We start from the raw sequence: 15,214 nt of genomic DNA on the forward strand, positions 1-15,214 counted from the left end.
CGGCGGCGGTGGCATTTCCCTGGTCGGCTCCTAAAATGCCGGCCTCCTAAGTCTGTCGGAGTTTTGTGACGCTTTGATTACAAGGACGTGGCGCGATGCTCGCGACCAATGCGGTTCACTTTAGTAGATCCGGCGGTGCCGCCGGGGCTCTTGCGCGCTCGCGAAATATGGATTGATGACGCATTGTGCCGAGCGGCCTGATGCCGATGCGTTGCACTGAGGTAGCGACGTGTAGCGGCATTCGTAATAGTTGGTCCGGTCGTACAAGCGCAGACAAATCGAATAGGCCGGATCGTACGTCTGGGAGGCCGCCGGCCCTATTGAGACCATCCCGATCGCCATCGCCAAGGTCAGAATGCGCATTAGAGCCTCCTTCAGCACTCACTCCAAGACCTCATACTCAAAGGCTACGCGCCTTCGGGGGCGTTTTGCTCAAACCATTTTTCCGCAGCGTCCCTCGTGGCGAAGACCTTCATGTAAAGGCAGTGTCTCTTAGGGCAACAAGTGTGCGTGATCGGTACTCCAAAAGATGCGATCGGACACCCTAAAGAGTAAGTACGAGGCAATCCGCCATTTGCTATCAAGGGGGCGTGCCGAACCCAGTTTGTTTTTCGGCACATGAGACGCGCATATCCCTTGCGGCCCCAGCCTGCCCCCCAAAGCCCTGCTGGGGCCGTATTTTAGTTGGCAGTGTGCGCCGGCCTGCGGCAGCCTCATGATGTAGCTGGCGGCGGTTCCTCAAGATGAAGAGCGGGCGGCCGTTCGGGTCCTCAAACGGGGTCGGCCCGGGCGGGGAATCAACTTTTAAAAACAGGGGGCGGGGCCGCCACGAGGGCTCGAGAGCGGCCCCTGATCGCGTAGTACGGTGGTGCGGGGGGACTGTCCGGCCCAACTTACGCGACTGCGACCACGCTAGGCTTGTTTCGATCGGCTGCAACTAAACTCGCGCGTTAAGCTTGATGTTCGCCATGGAGGTTAATTCTGGAACTAACGAGGCCCGTTATCAGGGCGGCGGCAATGGTAATCGCCGCAGAAGACGACGGACCCCGAAGGGGCCGGACTTTGGCATTTCGCCGAACGTTATTTCCCGGGCGCTGCATCACGCCCAATTTCGCCAAGAATCAAAATCAGCCTGAACCAGCCATTCAGGGGAGGGCCCTTGCTTGGCAGGGCTCTGCGCATGTCGTCCGGCAACGTCGTGCGCAGAGCCTTCTGTTGTGGAGGATCCAGCGGGCAGTGCGCCGGCTACCACCATCGACAGGGAATCGTCCCACAGTTGTTCACCCCAGCGCTGTATGCGTCCACACGTCGCGTGGAAGCGAGCAGCGCTGAAGTCTGGCCCGCATAGGCACACCGACATCAAGGCTGAAGGGATCGAGCGCGCGATTGCGGCCGATGCCGAGTGGCTTGCCGCGCACCCAGCGCACAAAGAGACGCCTCATGAAGCGCCGGCGCCGATCACACCGGAAGCGCGACCGGCAGCGGCTGGCGGCACACGCCAGAAGGCAGCGGAGGGTGACGGCAAAGGGCGCGGGGCTCCGGTCCCGCGCTCGAATCTGAGATCACGAAAACAAAAAGGTCCCAATCAGCAGACCCGCCGCAAATGCCCAGAGCCCCAAGGTGCACACTGAGACGATGCGAACGAGATTGCGTAAATCTGCGTCTTGTACGGTCTGGTGCAACCGATCCGTCATGCAGCCCCCCGTGGCGACCGCCAGTCACTACGGAAAATTTGGAATCCCCGCTGATGCCGAGCGGAACAGGTTCCTCCCCATAGGGGCCCAAAAGAAGGCAAAGGACGATCACGCCCAATCACGGATTTGCACAAGGACGGTGCTGGGCAACCGCGATTACTCCCTCAACGACGGCGCCGGCTGCCCTGATAGAGGAGGCCGCCCGCCGGTTCACGCTGGCGGGCCTTTTCATTGGTAACCTACATCGCGAACAACAGGATGCTGATCGCGCCGACCGCTAGGCCCAGCGTGGCGGCAATGGACAATGCAAACGTCCAGTCGGTCCGCGCCACAGGTTGATTGCTGATCTCGTTCGAGGCCCTGCGTTGATCTGGATCAAACGGAATCACGTGCCCATTCGTAAGGCTGGAGAGGCCATTCCGGGGGTGACCGGCAGTGGCAAGGCCCGGCGTGTGTCGTCCGGAAAGCGTCGCGCGCCGGGCCAGCCGCCGTGGAACTGAAATGAAGCCCAGCCTCATCCTTCTGTTTGCCATTGCCAACTTGATCGCAGGATGTGCGACCAGCGGCAGCAATCCGGTCGCGGACATGCCGTCATGGATGGGTGGACTGCCGGCCAACGCGCCTCCGAGACCCGGAACGGCCGCCTACGATGCTTGGCAAGCTGAGAGGGCCAAAGAAGCGGCTCGGCCGAAGGCAAAGGATGCCGCTCGTTAACGCTCGGGCGCGCGGCACAGGAGAGGCATGGTCCGTCGGCCAATCCGGTTCATTCCAGGACCTCACATTCGAACGCCACGCCTTCGGGGGCGTTTTCCTCGAACCAGGTTTCCGCGGCGTCTTGGTTGGCGAACACCTTGATGTGCCCAGCGTCGCCGACCTGCTTGCTGGTGTTGACGTAGACAAAAACGGTCATTGGTCCCTCTTCAGCTTGCGCTTGCCCCAATGAGTTTTCTTGCCGGACTCGCTGAACACCCGCTCGCCCCGCGGATACAGCGCTTGCATCATTCCGATGCGCGCGAACATGGCAGGCCCGTTCTGATTGATGACCAGCAGCAGGGCTTCCGTCGCGGTCTGCCATGGCTCGGTCGCCTGCACCGCCTTTGGCAGCGACTGGATGTACTCGCCGGCATCTTTCAGCGTGAGCAGTTGTCCGCCCTCGGGCAGCGGTATGGGGTCCTCAAACGAGGTCGACCAGGGCACGGGAATGACTTCTTTCAAATTATTGGGGCGGTGGTCTGAGAGACCACCATGGCTAGCGGCTTGCTAAAATGTTCTAGTTTTGTTCTTATCGGGAAAAGCTGGCAAGTTCAGGGGATATAGCATGCCCGACATCGACTTTTACCGAGCCGAAATCGAGCGCATGCGCGCCCAGGTCGGAAGACAGCGCAAGGAGATCCTGCAGCTTCAGCGCGCCGGCGTCGCGACCGCGGCCGCTGAGCTCCTGCTCGGGAGAATGCTGGCTAAGATCGAAGGGCTGTGCGTCGAGCGCGACCGATTGAAGAAAGAGCAGGGCGGTCCGACGAAAGGGCGCGTGCTTGGTGGCCGGAGTTGGTGATGCCGGAGCCACGCAAATGGTATGACGACAAGACGGACAACTCGCCGTGGATCGACGCGCTCGCCGAAGTGCGCCAGCGAGCCGCGCGCGAGGGCTACTGCTATCAGCACGTCCAGGCGATCATTGTCGCGATCGACCAATACGCCGAGGCCGCACTCGGTAATCGCAGTTTCTTTCTGAACCGGCCGTACAGCATCGGCGACTCGAGGAAGAGCGACATTCCTTAGCGGGTGGCTAAGGAACGACGCCGGCGTGTGTTAGTCCAGCATCGACGCAGACGTCGAATAGATTCTGAGTCTCGGTACAGGGCCTCGAGCACTCGATCCAATCCACTTGCGGTCGGTTTTGAAGGCAAGCGTTCACGCAACCCAAATACTGCCAAGCGCGATCAGCCAACTCTCCATGAGCGTTGGTGCGGTGAGACCAAAACGCCAGAGTACACAAAGCTCAATCCCCGCCAGAAGATACCGCTGCTGCAGGACGGCGACTTCGTCATCGGCGAAAGTGCGGCAATCGTGGCCTATCTTTCGCAGACCTATTCGGGTCGCGAACGGTCGCTGGTGCCCGAGCAGGCGCACGATTTTGCCAAGTGGCTCGAGTGGTGCTTCTTCATCGTCGCCGAACGTCATGGCCGGCCTATGCAAAAAGCCAGGCGGCGAACGCGGCTGCCATTTAGAGATGTGCAACCGCGCGCCACGCCTGTTTCAGTTCGGCTTCCCGGCTTCTGAATGAGAAACGGCCCCAGCAGTTAAAGGAGCCGGCAGGGACCGTCATTCCAATCCGCCAAGCCAGAGGGGCGACTGGCGCCAGTATCAATGCGCCTAGCGACCGCCTGTTCCAGATGCACTGGAATGCGGTTCAATCCAGAACCTCATACTCGAACGCAACTCCCGTCGGGATCGCCGGCCGGGTTTCGTTTCTTAGTAGACCGGGCGATGCCGCCGATAACCCGCGGATTCTTGCGCGCCCCCGAAATATGGATTGACGATGCACTGTGCCGCGCGTCCCGATGCCGACGCGTTGCACTGTGGCAGCGACGTGTAGCGGCATTCGTAATAATTGGCCCCCCGGGTGTAGACATGCAGGCAAACCGGATAAGCCGGATCGTACGTCTGGGCGGCCGCCGACCCTATTGAGACCATCCCGATTGCCAAAATTGCAAAGGCCAGAATGCGCATAAGGGCCTCCTTCGGCATTCACTCCAGAACCTCATACTCCGGTGAGACATCCTCGCGGGAGTAATGCGTAAGAGCCGTCGCTGATACGGCTCCAGTGGCGGCTTTTCCTACCCGCTGTGCACGTTAGCGGGCCCTTTCTTTCGCCGGATTTCGGTCCCCATCTTTTCGTGTTTTAGAATCAGTGGGGAGAATTGACGTGGCGATAGGTACAGTGAAGTGGTTTAACGCGACGAAGGGCTATGGATTTATTCAGCCCGACACTGGTGGCAAGGACGTGTTCGTCCATATCTCAGCCGTCGAGAGGGCAGGTCTAAGCAATCTGAATGAAGGTGCGAAAGTGAGCTACGAAGTCGTGGCCAACCGCGGGAAAGAATCCGCCGAGAACCTCAGGGTAGGTTGATCGTCTAGTTATTCAAAAATGGCCCCAGCCTTGAGGGGGCCTAACGCCGGGGCGCTATCTCAATGCGCCAATGCGGGGGCGTGGCGCTGAGGGCGACGCGAGAAGGGGGGCCGTTCGCTTAGGCAGCGCCTCATCCTCTGTTCACTACTGGACAGACGTTGCCATATTTTCCCGGTTGTATGAGAGCGCTGGACGGGTACCCACTACCCTGTTTGGCTATTTGAAATGGGAATACTTTTGATGGCCTCGGCGCACATTTGCGCTGGGGCCATTTTTATTCTCGGCCGGCGCCCATGCGGTCGTTGCGTCGTCTCGATGACGCGCTGTCACACTCGCCAGGCTGGTTATAGGATGATGTAGTCAACCGCGCGATTCGGAGGGGCCATGACCGCCCGGCAGCCGAGACTCGGTAATCTCTTGGCGATGCGTGCAGAAATCCAGGCAAAGGTCGACAAATATCCTGCTGCGCGCTTTCCTGTTCAACACGAAATTGAGAAACTGCAAAAGCATCTGAACGAATTTAACGACCGAATCATAGAATTGGAAAATGAAGGTCATCGCGGTCACGCCATGGAGGTGCTGAAGGCCAATGCATTAGACTTCGCGCGGCGGATCGATGAACTCCGCTGTCTACTAGTCGATTCCCGACGATCATAGATCGTTAGGCCGCCTCATGCCGCCGCCTTGTCTTCCTTGTCCGCGCCGCGCGGGCGATGATCCTGATGGCGTCGGCTCCCAACGGCCGCTGCAGCAAAAGGTGCGTGACCGCAAAGAAATGAGCCCCGGGCTAAATTGCTCGGAACTGTTTTGGCAGCGGCCGATTGATTCATCCCCCAACACGCGCAAGGAGCGCTGCTGCCATGCGCCTTCATCTGTATCGAGACGAAAGTCGCTCGAGGCACCTCGATCTCATCGGCCATCATTGGTCAATCGACGTGGTCACCGTCACGGCCGCTAGTATCCTGATACTGGGATTCGCCAGCGCCATCGCAGCCATGCTGGTCCGCTAGGCCGGTTCGCGCGCCAGCTTCTGTCATCGCGAGGATCACGATCGGATCACGGCTCGCAGCTGATTGTCCGACCCCGGGAGGAACTCCGACCCCGGGGAGGAACTGAGGGATCCATCATGACCCAGCGAATCTACACGGTGAGGGCGCGAAATTGCGAGTACCGCGCCACCAATCCGACGCTCGAGGCGGCTCTAATTGTTGCACACGAGAAGGTTTGGCAGATCTCGCCCGGCGAGAAGGTGTCAATTTATCGAGGCACGGAGCTGATCGGCGAGATCAAACCGATGAGCGATGTCAGGGAAGGTGGCAGAAGGGCCGCCTAGAAAAAATCGCTCAGGTGTGCTTGCCCGGCCGGCTTCGCCTGGGCCGTCGTAGCCCTGTGGGTCCGCTAACTGGGGGGATATGTATTGGGCGGCCCCCACTATCAGCGTCGCGGCCAGCCCCAAGCAGTGCGCCGGCGGTCAACGTTTGTGAGGCCCGTTGGCGGGCTACGTTGCCGCGACCTGGTGCTTAACTAGGCGCAGCTAGGGCTACGTCCGATGTCTCTTCCGCTCGCGCTAGCAAAGCCTTTCCGGAAGCCGCCGGCGCGCTCGGCGCGGCTTCACAAGCCAATGGCGGACCCATTGGCAAACGATGACGGCCCCTTGTTCTTATTCCCGCAGGATGGGGGGCCGCGGGATGGGAGGCCGCCGGCTAGGCGCGCGCCATCGCCCCAGCCGCCGGCGTCCACGACGACCGAGTAAGAGCAGTGATAGTCGCCGAAATAGATCAGGAGCCGGCCAGGGCCGGACCGCTGGATTTCCCCGAGAGTGATCTACTGTTGGCGTTGCATTCAGTCCCAGCCCGCCGAGAGATGGGTGATTGGCCAAGCTTTTCACAGCCGACCTTTCCTCATTCAAACGCTTTTCGATAAACCTACGCTCAAGGTCCGAAAGATCGGTCTCAAGCAATCGTCGATATCGGATGATGTTGTTATTATGTGCGCGCAGACGGGCGAACTTCTCGTCGATCATCGTCGTCACCTGAAATATAAGGATAAAGAAAACAGCTTGGAGGCAAATGCTCTCCGCCATTCGTCGCGCCCAATTCTGCCAAGAATGGCACCCACGCGAATAGACCATTTCGGGGTAAGCCCGGTCGGGGCGGGCCGGCCTGTGTCGTCCGAAAGCGTCGCGCGCCGGGCCAGCCGCCGGGGAGCTGAACGATGAAGCCCAGCCTCGTCCTTCTATCTGCCATTGCCACCTGATCGCAGGACGCGCGAGCAGCGGCAGCAATCCGGTCGCGGACGTTATGGATGCACGGGCTAACTCCGCTCGCAAAAAAGGGCCGCCAGCGTTCGGCGGCCCAAGTCTTGGGAGGAACGCACTGAGAAGCAAAGCGCCTCTGGAGCCCGTCCCGAGTGAGAATGGCAGGAGATTGTTTCCTGCCGTCTTCACTCAGAAAGGAAAATGGCTGCGGGATCGTTTCTTCGGAACCGAGACGGCGAAGTCAGTTCACGGGATCGAGAGGCGTCCACCCGAGGAAACGGCCCTCCTAGGACAGCTACGCTTCGTCTATGCCGGAGTGCAACTAGAGGAACAGGTCCCGCTGGTCACGCCGGGCGGTTCATTGTTCGTTGTCATCGTCCCAGCCGCGACGCCAACCGCCGTGACCGTCGCCCCAACTGTAACCGGGACCCCAATAACGTGGACCGTAGCCGTGCCGGCGAGGCCAGTCATCGTCGTCAAATCGATATCGACGATAGTACCCATAGCGACGATAGTAGTTCGGCTGCCACCAGCAACGTCCCGACGGATTGCAGACCCAGCCGACCTGTTCCACGCTTGACGTCGACGCCACGGGTAGCGCGATCGGCATGGCGTTGGCGCCGGTCGCGGCAGACGGGCCGAGCAACGCAGAAGCAAGAATAGCGAGAATCAGTTTTCGCATCGAAACCTCCGCATCCTCAGGCTGCGGTTGGCAGGCTCTGGCGCATCAGCATCCCACAACCTGGGCTATTTTTATCGAGCCCCAAATAAACAGACATGGTGCGGACACGATTCGGAGGGTCCACGCAGCGTTTTCGTGGTGCCCTACAAAAGATTGATATTATTGATCATTTGGTGAGCGCGGAGGGACTCGAACCCTCGACCCCATGATTAAAAGCCGTGAACTTTTCATGGACATTAGAAGACAAGAAAAGACTTAATTAGATCAAGTAGTTATGGAGACGCGAAGCCAAAACTTCATTCGCGCAAAGTCATTAGGGTCTAGAAAAAAATCACGTGCTCTAGGAACGGCCGGTTGTGGCGAAGATGTTGCCAGCAACCGCACAGCTGTTGCCTGCGCAATTTGCAAACCCGTCCGGTTGGTCTCTTAGGATCGATAATCCTTGGCGTGATCGATAAGCCACGTCATGCATTCGGCAACCGCCGCATAGTCGTGCTGAATCTCGTCGAACCACGACTCGTGTTTTCCGTTCGCGAGCTTGTCCTCTAGGTGCTGTATCCGATCAGCCGCTTCTTGAGGTAAAATGAGGATTGCGACAGCGGAGACCGCTTCGAACTTCAGCTTTGCCGCCTGCCATCGCTCGCGCAGCTTATTCTCGTACTCTTCGTTGTCTTCGGCATGACGCAAATGCCGATCTTCCTGGATCGTTAAAACGCGTAACATTTCGCGCAGCGCGGAAAGCNACCTCCGCCATTGATGCGATCTTCCGCTCCCATGCCTTTTCCGTTTTGAAACNGACTTAAGGCCCACGTCACTGTCAGCCGAGCAATCGCAAGAGCGCCAGCGAACTGGAGTCCAAGCTTGATTAATTCCTGAAGCTGAATGTCCATTTAAAGGGGGTCTTCATAGCGTTGTTCGCTCTGGCGGATGATCTGATCGCCCTCGCGCAACTCGATCGTCAGAATGTTTATGTCTGGTTGAATGGAGAACGCTTGTGATGGATCGTACCATCTCCATCGGAAACGGAGGGACCTGGTTGCATCGGACCTTTGCCAATCCGTGATTTGAGATGGTGTACCGGTGCCTTGTTGCTTCAGGCCATGTCGCTCAGCTGCGGCCTGCGCCTGATCGATTTTGCGTAGGCCAGCGGCCGCAATCATCGCGGCCGCTATTTCGTCAAATGCTAAGTCTAGCGGATCCATGTTGGGATTTGCCGTTGGGAGTTGACAACACTATGTCGGCCCTTGCTGGCCCTAGTGCCGTTTTGCGAATTCAATGACGCGAGCTAACCAGCCCCAGTTTCGCATCGTAGTTGCATGGTTGCAGGCATTCGTTAACTAAGGTTGTGCTTTGCATTGAGACGGGTTGCGCGAATCGATTGTTCTTGTTATGTTCCAGCGATGCTTCCGGAACAAGGATGAACCTCATGCTCCAACTTCCGAGATGTAGGCATTGCCAACGCCTATGGAAGCCTAGATCAGGCGTCGTGGCATCCCAAGCTTACTGCTACAGGTGTCGAACCGATCGGCGGAAGATTGCGAGAGAAGCATTCTCACTCCGTCCACTGACGGTTGACGACTTACGCGAACCGTACGTAGTACGTCGTAAGGTGCGGTAACTTATCGTATTTTTGCAAATAAAGCGGTTAGCTCACGATCGGCGGTGTCGTAATCAACGCCCTTCGACGCGCCGAAACTGCGCTTGTTGCCTTTGCCAGTTGGCTCGCTCCATGCGGACCAGTCGAAAAGGTTAGTGCCGACTATCTCCCAATTCACAAAGTACCGCCGCTTCTTGACCAAGCAAGTCCAGCTGACTTTGTCGGGAGCGACAACGCACTCCCAGCGCGGCGTTGTGTCAAGCCGCGAGTAGGCTGCCAGTGCAGCATTGGCGGACTGATAGCGCGCGCCGGTATCATCGTTCATCATCGTCCTAAGGACCGTACGCCACGCCTTTGGGATATGCGGCAGGAAAGGGAGGTGCTTCGCGAAACCACCTTTGCCTGCGACATGGCGAGGCTTTGGAAGCCTTGAATACCACTCGGCTCCGTGGAGCAGGCGATAGATCGTCATGCCTAGTGCCCAAACATCGCTTTTGACGCTAGTGCCGCCGCCGTTAAGGACCTCGGGGGGCAAGTGGTCGCTGTATCCTTGTCCAGAGGCATACCCCACAATGATGTTATCAGTGACGAGGCCGAAGTCGCCCAGTTGGGCCGCACCGTGTTTGTTCAACAGGATGTTGCCCGGCTTGATGTCGCGGTGGATCATGCTGCGGGCATGCAAGGCCGCCAGTCCCATAGTGACATGGGTCATGTATTTCCTGACGTCGCTTAGAAGCATGGGGCCAGCTTCGAATTTCTTTTGCAGACAACCACCCGGGCAGTAATCCATCACGAGGTGAATGGCGTCACTCGTTTGGCTCTCAAGCAAACCATGCACTTTGAGAACGTTTGCATGCTCGGCGCGGCTTAGGCGCTGACCCTCTGCAAGCAATCCCTGCTTGCGCGATTGCCACTCTGCGTCGGTCTCGGTAGGTGTTCTCGTGAAGATTTTGACCGCGACCTGCCCATGCACATCGTCAGTGCCATCGTGCACCTTGCCGAAATAGCCACTGCCGATTTCAGCGCCGATTTGCAAATTGGAAACTAGGGTCACTGATCTTTCCTAGCAGCAAGCATCACCATGACCGCTTCGCGGCTACCAATTCGTAGGTCCACTCCCGCGACCTCTTTCTTCCAGAACTCATTGTCCTTTACGTATTCGTCAACATTTCGTTCGCCAAAGGTCTTACTAATCGATGCCTTTGACTTGCAATCGACCGGAACGATGCCGCCGAGAGCAGCCATCACAGCACCTCGCAACTCCGCAGACTGTAGGAGCGCTTTCGTCGCTGCTCCGCCACTGACGGCGCTTTCTTTCATTACTACTTTCTTGATCGAATGCGCTTTCACGTAATCCGCAATCTGCTGCGAGATCGTTGCGTAGGCTTCACTTCGATCGCCCTTTTGCAGGGCCCAGGTTTGATCACTTTGCAAGACGAGCGGATTATCGCCGTCAACCTCAGCATCCACGAGAATTACTTTGTCGCCTGACACGACGACGCCTAGCCAACGATCTGCCATCGGAAGTCCCAATCGAAATGTATGGGAGTTGATTCGCAATAATACCAAGGGTTGCACGACGGCGCCAGCTCATGGCGAAGCTGCTGGACGCGATCGGCGATCGGCTGGCGGCACCAGCGCCGGTTGCCGATCGGCCGGCCGGCTCCGTGGCCCGGACCACCTTCTTCCATAAATCAAATTGAGATCATCAATCGTAAGATGTTTTTGTGGCCTAGGCTAACCCATAAGGGAATAGAGCAACTCGCTTACCGCTTCAGCCCCAACTCCACAAGACGGCGAACCGCCTCCGATAGCTTTGGTTCATCTGGTTGCCGTTCCGCCCATCCTTCAATGGCTGCACGCAGCTCTGGTGAGGCTCGAAACCCCAAAAGCGGCTTTTGGCCCGTCGCTGGCCGTCCTCTCATTTTTTGTTTAACAGGTATTGCCTTCTTCATATTTTTGTTTAACAACTATTCTGTCGTTCAACGGGGCCAGGATGCGCTTCTCACTGTTGGCTGCCGATGACACGTTGCCTGGTTTCGGGGTCTATCTGACGTCTGATGGGAAAACCGTTTTCGCCGTTCGATTCGAAAAGGATGGCAAGCCTGTTACCGAAGTTGTCGGCAGGGCGAACAAGATCAGCCTGAAGAAGGCCCGGAAGGCCGCCGCCAAACTCCTTCCTGCAACCGTGCCAGCAGAACCCGACAAAGTAGAGGTCGCGCCGGCGCACAAACACCGTCAGCGAAGACGCGCGCATGTCACCGACGTTGACAGAGTAACGGCGCGACAACTTCGCACGCAAGCGCCACGTTCCGAAGATCGCAAGCGAGTACGGCTACTCCTTTTCCACGAACTGAAGGCGACCTGCGGCATCCCATATGGACGCCGCCAGATCGACCGACTGGAAGCCGCTGGCAAGTTTCCAAAGCGAGTAGCCATTGGCCCTCGTCGGGTCGGATGGATTGAGAGTGAAATCGACGAATACTTGGAGAGCAAAATTGCGTCGCGTTCGACCGCTGTTGGTACCTTAGGCTCAGCATCGCTCTTCAAAAAATGAGGAATGTAGTCGGAGCAGCCGACCTGTCTTTCGACCCTACCCAAACCCTACCCAAACCCAAATTTGGGTAGGGCGCTTTGTAGGGCGTTTCGAGAAGTGCCTGATTTTAGGGGTGTTTTTGGTGAGCGCGGAGGGACTCGAACCCTCGACCCCATGATTAAAAGTCACGTGCTCTACCGCCTGAGCTACGCGCTCACTTGCCGCGCTGTGTAGGGGGCGGGCCCTCGCGGGTCAATAGCGCCCGCGCGACAAATTCCAAGTTCGCCTGATCTCAATTCTCTTGAGGTAGCTAAAGGTTAGTTCGATTTCTTCAACTACCCGGCGCCAATCAGTCCACGGGTCAATTGGCCTCGCGGCGGACTTCGGAGGCTACCGGCTGGGACTGGCTGGAGACCCTGGGCAGGCTGACCGGGCGAAGCCCGATCAGTTCCGCCGTCCGCACCGCGCTGTTGCGCCAGAAGGCGAACGAATTGATGCGGGAGTTCTCCAGCACCGCGATCGAAACCGCCGCCAGGAACGGCAGGCTCTGCAGCACCAGGACGCCAGCGAAGATGTAGATCTCGCGCACTTCCTTGTAGCCGTTGGTGACGACCAGCACGGCGGCGCCGATCAGCAGCAGCACGCCGATCACGGCCTCCCAGAACGCCTGGAATTCGATCGACATCCGCGACAGCCCACCCTTGGAGGTGCGGGCGAAGGCGAGATGCTCGGTGATCAGGCCCTGGGCCACCGCGCGCGACACCGTCCACTGCACGCTCATCGCCGCGATCATCGCGCCCAGCATCTGGCCGGCCTTGATCTTCACCCGCAGGCGGTAGAGCGCGATGAAATGCACCAGCGAGACGATGAAGGAGGCAATGATCGGCAGCGTCAGGATCTTATCGGGAATGGCGATGTCGGCAAACGCCACGATCGGCACCCAGATCAGATTGAGGATCGCGACGACGACGCCCAGGCTTTCGGCCCCGAGCCAGTTCAGCCAGCCCAGCGAGAACTCGCGGCGCTGGTCCGGCGTCAGCCGGCTGGCGCCGGGCAGGAAGCGCCGCCAGTGTTTCTTGACGATCTGGAAGCCGCCATAGGCCCAGCGGTGGCGCTGCTTCTTGAACGCCTCATAGGTGTCGGGCAGCAGGCCCTCGCCGTAGCGGACATTGGTGTAGTGCGTCAGCCAGCCCTGCTGCTGGATGGTCAGGCCGAGGTCGGTGTCCTCGCAGATGGTGTCGCTGGACCAGCCGCCGGCCATGTCCATCGCGGAGCGGCGGATCAGGCACATCGTGCCGTGCACGATGATCGAGTTGAACTCGTTGCGCTGAACCATGCCGATGTCGAAGAAGCCGGCATATTCGCCGTTCATGATGTAGTGCATCAGCGACAGATCGCCGTCGCGATGCTCCTGCGGCGCCTGCACCAGGCCGACGCGCGGATCGGCAAACACCGGCACGAGATCCTTCAGCCAGTCCGGATGCACGACATAGTCGGCGTCGATGATGCCGATAATCTCGGCGTCGGCCGCGGTGCGGTCCATGGCGATGCGAAGCGCGCCGGCCTTGAAACCCTGCACCTTCTCGGCGTTGATGAACTTGAAGCGTTCGCCCAGCGCGCGGCAGTGGTCCTGGATCGGCCGCCAGAATTCCGGATCGGGCGTGTTGTTGATGATGCAGACGCATTCGAAATTCGGGTAGTCGAGCCGCGACACCGCATCCAGCGTCTGCTTCAGCATCTCGACCGGCTCGAAATACGCAGGGATATGGATCGACACCTTCGGGAAGGCGACGTTCTCGCCGATGGTGGCGGGTGCCAGCGGCGCGCTCTTGGTGATCAGCCGGCGAGGGCCGTGGCCGAAGGCGACCGCTGCGATCTCGTCGATCCGCGCCATTGCTATCAGGATCAGCGGCACCAAGAGGATCAGGCCGAGCGTCAGTGCGAAGGCCGAGCCCAGCACGAAGTAATGTCCGGCCCAATAGGCGAACACGGTGGCGGCCCAGGCGCCGACGCCATTGGCGGCCACCGAAAGCACCAGCGCCTGCATGATGGTCGGCCGCTCGATCCGCAGGATCGGCAGCGACATCAGGATGCCGACGAGCAGCGCGATCGCAGCGAGCTTCCAGTAGTTCTCGTTTACGATCGGCCCGGTCCAGGCGAATTTCGGTTCGCGGTTGGCGTCGAGAATGCCCCAATAGGGGCCGACGCCGCCTTCGAAGAACTTCCAGGGCTGATCGATCGCCTCGACGATGTTGTACTCCATGCCGATGGCTTCGGCACGGGTGACGAAGTTGCGCAGCACCGCGGCCTGCTCGAACGGGCCGGGCTCGGCGTTCCGCAAATTGTAGCCGGCGCTGGGCCAGCCGAATTCGGCGATGACGATGCGCTTGCCGGGGAATTTTTCGCGCAGCAGCCCGTAGAGGTAAACGGCCTGATCGACCGCCTGCTTGTCGGTGAAGTTTTCCCAATAGGGCAACACGTGCGCTGCGACGAAATCGACGGAGGAGCCGAGCTCCGGATTGTCGCGCCAGATGTTCCAGATTTCACCTGTGGTGACGGGAACGTTGACCGACTTCTTCACCCGCTTGATCAGGGCGATCAGATCCTCGACCTTCTGCTCGCCGCGGAACACGGTTTCGTTGCCGACGACGATGCCGATGACATTGCTGTTGCGCTTGGCCAGGTTGATGGCGGCGTCGATCTCGCGCTCGTTGCGGTCGGCGTTCTTGTCGACCCACGCGCCGAGCGTGACCTTCAGTCCGAACTCGGCGGCGATCGGCGGAACCAGCTCGACGCCACCGGTCGACGAATAGAGACGGATCGCGCGCGTGATCGTCGAGAGTTTCTTCAGGTCGGCGCGAATCTTCTCGACCTGCGGCAGATTGTCGACGTCGGGATGCGCGCTGCCCTCGAACGGCGCATAGGAAACGCTCGGCAGGATGCCGCGGAAGTCGGGGGCGGGCAGCTTTTGCTGGAACAGACCCCACAACCCGGCGTGAGCTGCGGTGACAAACAGCAGAACGGCGACGACGGCACGCATCGGCGGCTAAACCATACGGGGCTGTGATTTATGGAAAGCGAACCTGTCCCCTAGGCTCGACCGACATAGCGGCATCATTAGGATAATCCTGCCGCACGAATTCACAACTGGTATGGCGCCCATGACTTTTTAAGGGCGTTACCAATCGAAACGTCGAAAAAATAGGATCGTTCCGCTGAACGTATCCTGAATGCCCGACGGTTATTTTGCCGGTGGGGCGGGTGCGGGGCTGGGGGCCGGCGAGGGCGAGGCGGCCGGCGCGGGCGCGTTGCCAGCGG

Annotated in this window: 17 protein-coding genes and 1 tRNA gene; 7 read left to right on the plus strand and 11 right to left on the minus strand. The window is 59.1% G+C overall.

Translation table 11 applies throughout. The annotated features are described in order from the left end of the window. Positions 1-120: 120 nt before the first annotated feature. The 4 genes from CQ14_RS43010 to CQ14_RS39280 all read right to left on the minus strand — a co-directional run bounded on the left by CQ14_RS43010 (position 121) and on the right by CQ14_RS39280 (position 2,891). Positions 121-363 (minus strand): DUF3551 domain-containing protein, encoded by a 243-nt coding sequence (locus tag CQ14_RS43010; protein WP_082650242.1) that lies wholly within the window; start codon positions 361-363, stop codon positions 121-123. Positions 364-1,933: 1,570 nt separating this feature from the next. Then, a complete protein-coding gene (locus CQ14_RS44300; protein WP_156435851.1) occupies positions 1,934-2,311 on the minus strand; it encodes a hypothetical protein in 378 nt (125 codons plus the stop codon). A 146-nt stretch (positions 2,312-2,457) separates the two neighbouring features. Then, on the minus strand, positions 2,458-2,604 hold the full coding sequence (locus tag CQ14_RS45085) for a hypothetical protein (RefSeq protein ID WP_199805735.1): 147 nt from the start codon (positions 2,602-2,604) through the stop codon (positions 2,458-2,460). After that, entirely contained in the window at positions 2,601-2,891 is a 291-nt protein-coding gene (locus CQ14_RS39280) for a hypothetical protein (RefSeq protein WP_057863118.1), read from the minus strand. The genes CQ14_RS45085 and CQ14_RS39280 overlap by 4 nt, the downstream gene beginning before the upstream one ends. Before the next feature lie 121 nt (positions 2,892-3,012). On the opposite strand from CQ14_RS39280, the gene CQ14_RS39285 reads away from it, so the two are divergent. From CQ14_RS39285 to CQ14_RS48525, 3 genes are read left to right on the plus strand one after another with little or no spacing between them, the layout of a single operon-like run. Beyond that, entirely contained in the window at positions 3,013-3,246 is a 234-nt protein-coding gene (locus CQ14_RS39285; protein ID WP_057863105.1) for a hypothetical protein, read from the plus strand. Then, positions 3,246-3,473 carry a hypothetical protein gene (locus tag CQ14_RS39290; RefSeq protein ID WP_057863106.1) on the plus strand — a complete coding sequence of 76 codons (228 nt, stop codon included), beginning with the start codon at positions 3,246-3,248 and terminating at the stop codon, positions 3,471-3,473. Before CQ14_RS39285 ends, CQ14_RS39290 begins: the two co-directional genes overlap by 1 nt. A 27-nt stretch (positions 3,474-3,500) precedes the next feature. Beyond that, positions 3,501-3,974, plus strand: coding sequence for a glutathione S-transferase family protein (locus CQ14_RS48525; RefSeq protein WP_430650254.1), 474 nt, complete (start codon positions 3,501-3,503; stop codon positions 3,972-3,974). A gap of 192 nt (positions 3,975-4,166) precedes the next feature. On the opposite strand, the gene CQ14_RS39300 is transcribed toward CQ14_RS48525, so the two are convergent. Further along, positions 4,167-4,424 (minus strand): DUF3551 domain-containing protein, encoded by a 258-nt coding sequence (locus CQ14_RS39300; RefSeq protein WP_057863108.1) that lies wholly within the window; start codon positions 4,422-4,424, stop codon positions 4,167-4,169. A gap of 196 nt (positions 4,425-4,620) precedes the next feature. Here CQ14_RS39300 and CQ14_RS39305 point away from each other — a divergent pair, with 196 nt between their 5' ends. The 3 genes from CQ14_RS39305 (at position 4,621) to CQ14_RS39315 (ending at position 6,157) form a co-directional block, all read left to right on the plus strand. Next, positions 4,621-4,824, plus strand: coding sequence for a cold-shock protein (locus CQ14_RS39305; protein WP_057838296.1), 204 nt, complete (start codon positions 4,621-4,623; stop codon positions 4,822-4,824). Between the two features lie 384 nt (positions 4,825-5,208). Continuing rightward, positions 5,209-5,481, plus strand: coding sequence for a hypothetical protein (locus tag CQ14_RS44305; RefSeq protein WP_156435852.1), 273 nt, complete (start codon positions 5,209-5,211; stop codon positions 5,479-5,481). 469 nt (positions 5,482-5,950) lie between these two features. Continuing rightward, positions 5,951-6,157 carry a hypothetical protein gene (locus CQ14_RS39315; RefSeq protein ID WP_057863110.1) on the plus strand — a complete coding sequence of 69 codons (207 nt, stop codon included), beginning with the start codon at positions 5,951-5,953 and terminating at the stop codon, positions 6,155-6,157. A gap of 1,282 nt (positions 6,158-7,439) precedes the next feature. On the opposite strand, the gene CQ14_RS43025 is transcribed toward CQ14_RS39315, so the two are convergent. The 4 genes from CQ14_RS43025 to CQ14_RS39335 all read right to left on the minus strand — a co-directional run bounded on the left by CQ14_RS43025 (position 7,440) and on the right by CQ14_RS39335 (position 10,881). Beyond that, positions 7,440-7,763 carry a hypothetical protein gene (locus CQ14_RS43025; protein WP_082650244.1) on the minus strand — a complete coding sequence of 108 codons (324 nt, stop codon included), beginning with the start codon at positions 7,761-7,763 and terminating at the stop codon, positions 7,440-7,442. An 890-nt stretch (positions 7,764-8,653) separates the two neighbouring features. Beyond that, the gene (locus tag CQ14_RS39325; protein ID WP_057863112.1) at positions 8,654-8,965 is read right to left on the minus strand and encodes a hypothetical protein; all 312 of its coding nucleotides are present in this window, start codon (positions 8,963-8,965) and stop codon (positions 8,654-8,656) included. A 417-nt stretch (positions 8,966-9,382) separates the two neighbouring features. Further along, entirely contained in the window at positions 9,383-10,414 is a 1,032-nt protein-coding gene (locus CQ14_RS39330; protein ID WP_057863113.1) for a serine/threonine-protein kinase, read from the minus strand. Next, positions 10,411-10,881, minus strand: coding sequence for a hypothetical protein (locus CQ14_RS39335; RefSeq protein ID WP_057863114.1), 471 nt, complete (start codon positions 10,879-10,881; stop codon positions 10,411-10,413). Before CQ14_RS39335 ends, CQ14_RS39330 begins: the two co-directional genes overlap by 4 nt. A 475-nt stretch (positions 10,882-11,356) precedes the next feature. Between CQ14_RS39335 and CQ14_RS43030 the strand changes: the two genes are divergently transcribed. After that, positions 11,357-11,917: a helix-turn-helix transcriptional regulator gene (locus tag CQ14_RS43030; RefSeq protein ID WP_082650245.1), complete on the plus strand. Its 561-nt coding sequence runs from the start codon at positions 11,357-11,359 to the stop codon at positions 11,915-11,917. A gap of 119 nt (positions 11,918-12,036) precedes the next feature. Here the strand turns inward: CQ14_RS43030 and CQ14_RS39345 are convergent. Both CQ14_RS39345 and CQ14_RS39350 read right to left on the minus strand, forming a co-directional pair. Beyond that, positions 12,037-12,112, minus strand: a tRNA-Lys gene (locus CQ14_RS39345). Positions 12,113-12,257: 145 nt separating this feature from the next. Beyond that, complete coding sequence (locus CQ14_RS39350; RefSeq protein WP_057863116.1) at positions 12,258-14,936, minus strand: glycosyltransferase; 2,679 nt, start codon at positions 14,934-14,936, stop codon at positions 12,258-12,260. Positions 14,937-15,214: the final 278 nt, after the last annotated feature.

This window comes from Bradyrhizobium lablabi, assembly GCF_001440475.1.
GTDB classification, from domain to species: Bacteria; Pseudomonadota; Alphaproteobacteria; order Rhizobiales; family Xanthobacteraceae; genus Bradyrhizobium; species Bradyrhizobium lablabi.

Excerpts from the sequence above, each read along its gene's own strand:
- CQ14_RS39300 (WP_057863108.1), bottom strand. The coding sequence starts at position 4,424 with ATGCGCATTCTGGCCTTTGCAATTTTGGCAATCGGGATGGTCTCAATA.
- CQ14_RS39285 (WP_057863105.1), top strand. The coding sequence starts at position 3,013 with ATGCCCGACATCGACTTTTACCGAGCCGAAATCGAGCGCATGCGCGCC.
- CQ14_RS39325 (WP_057863112.1), bottom strand. The coding sequence starts at position 8,965 with ATGGATCCGCTAGACTTAGCATTTGACGAAATAGCGGCCGCGATGATT.
- CQ14_RS39335 (WP_057863114.1), bottom strand. The coding sequence starts at position 10,881 with ATGGCAGATCGTTGGCTAGGCGTCGTCGTGTCAGGCGACAAAGTAATT.
- CQ14_RS43010 (WP_082650242.1), bottom strand. The coding sequence starts at position 363 with ATGCGCATTCTGACCTTGGCGATGGCGATCGGGATGGTCTCAATAGGG.
- CQ14_RS39315 (WP_057863110.1), top strand. The coding sequence starts at position 5,951 with ATGACCCAGCGAATCTACACGGTGAGGGCGCGAAATTGCGAGTACCGC.
- CQ14_RS43030 (WP_082650245.1), top strand. The coding sequence starts at position 11,357 with ATGCGCTTCTCACTGTTGGCTGCCGATGACACGTTGCCTGGTTTCGGG.
- CQ14_RS45085 (WP_199805735.1), bottom strand. The coding sequence starts at position 2,604 with ATGACCGTTTTTGTCTACGTCAACACCAGCAAGCAGGTCGGCGACGCT.
- CQ14_RS43025 (WP_082650244.1), bottom strand. The coding sequence starts at position 7,763 with ATGCGAAAACTGATTCTCGCTATTCTTGCTTCTGCGTTGCTCGGCCCG.
- CQ14_RS39350 (WP_057863116.1), bottom strand. The coding sequence starts at position 14,936 with ATGCGTGCCGTCGTCGCCGTTCTGCTGTTTGTCACCGCAGCTCACGCC.
- CQ14_RS39290 (WP_057863106.1), top strand. The coding sequence starts at position 3,246 with ATGCCGGAGCCACGCAAATGGTATGACGACAAGACGGACAACTCGCCG.
- CQ14_RS44305 (WP_156435852.1), top strand. The coding sequence starts at position 5,209 with ATGACCGCCCGGCAGCCGAGACTCGGTAATCTCTTGGCGATGCGTGCA.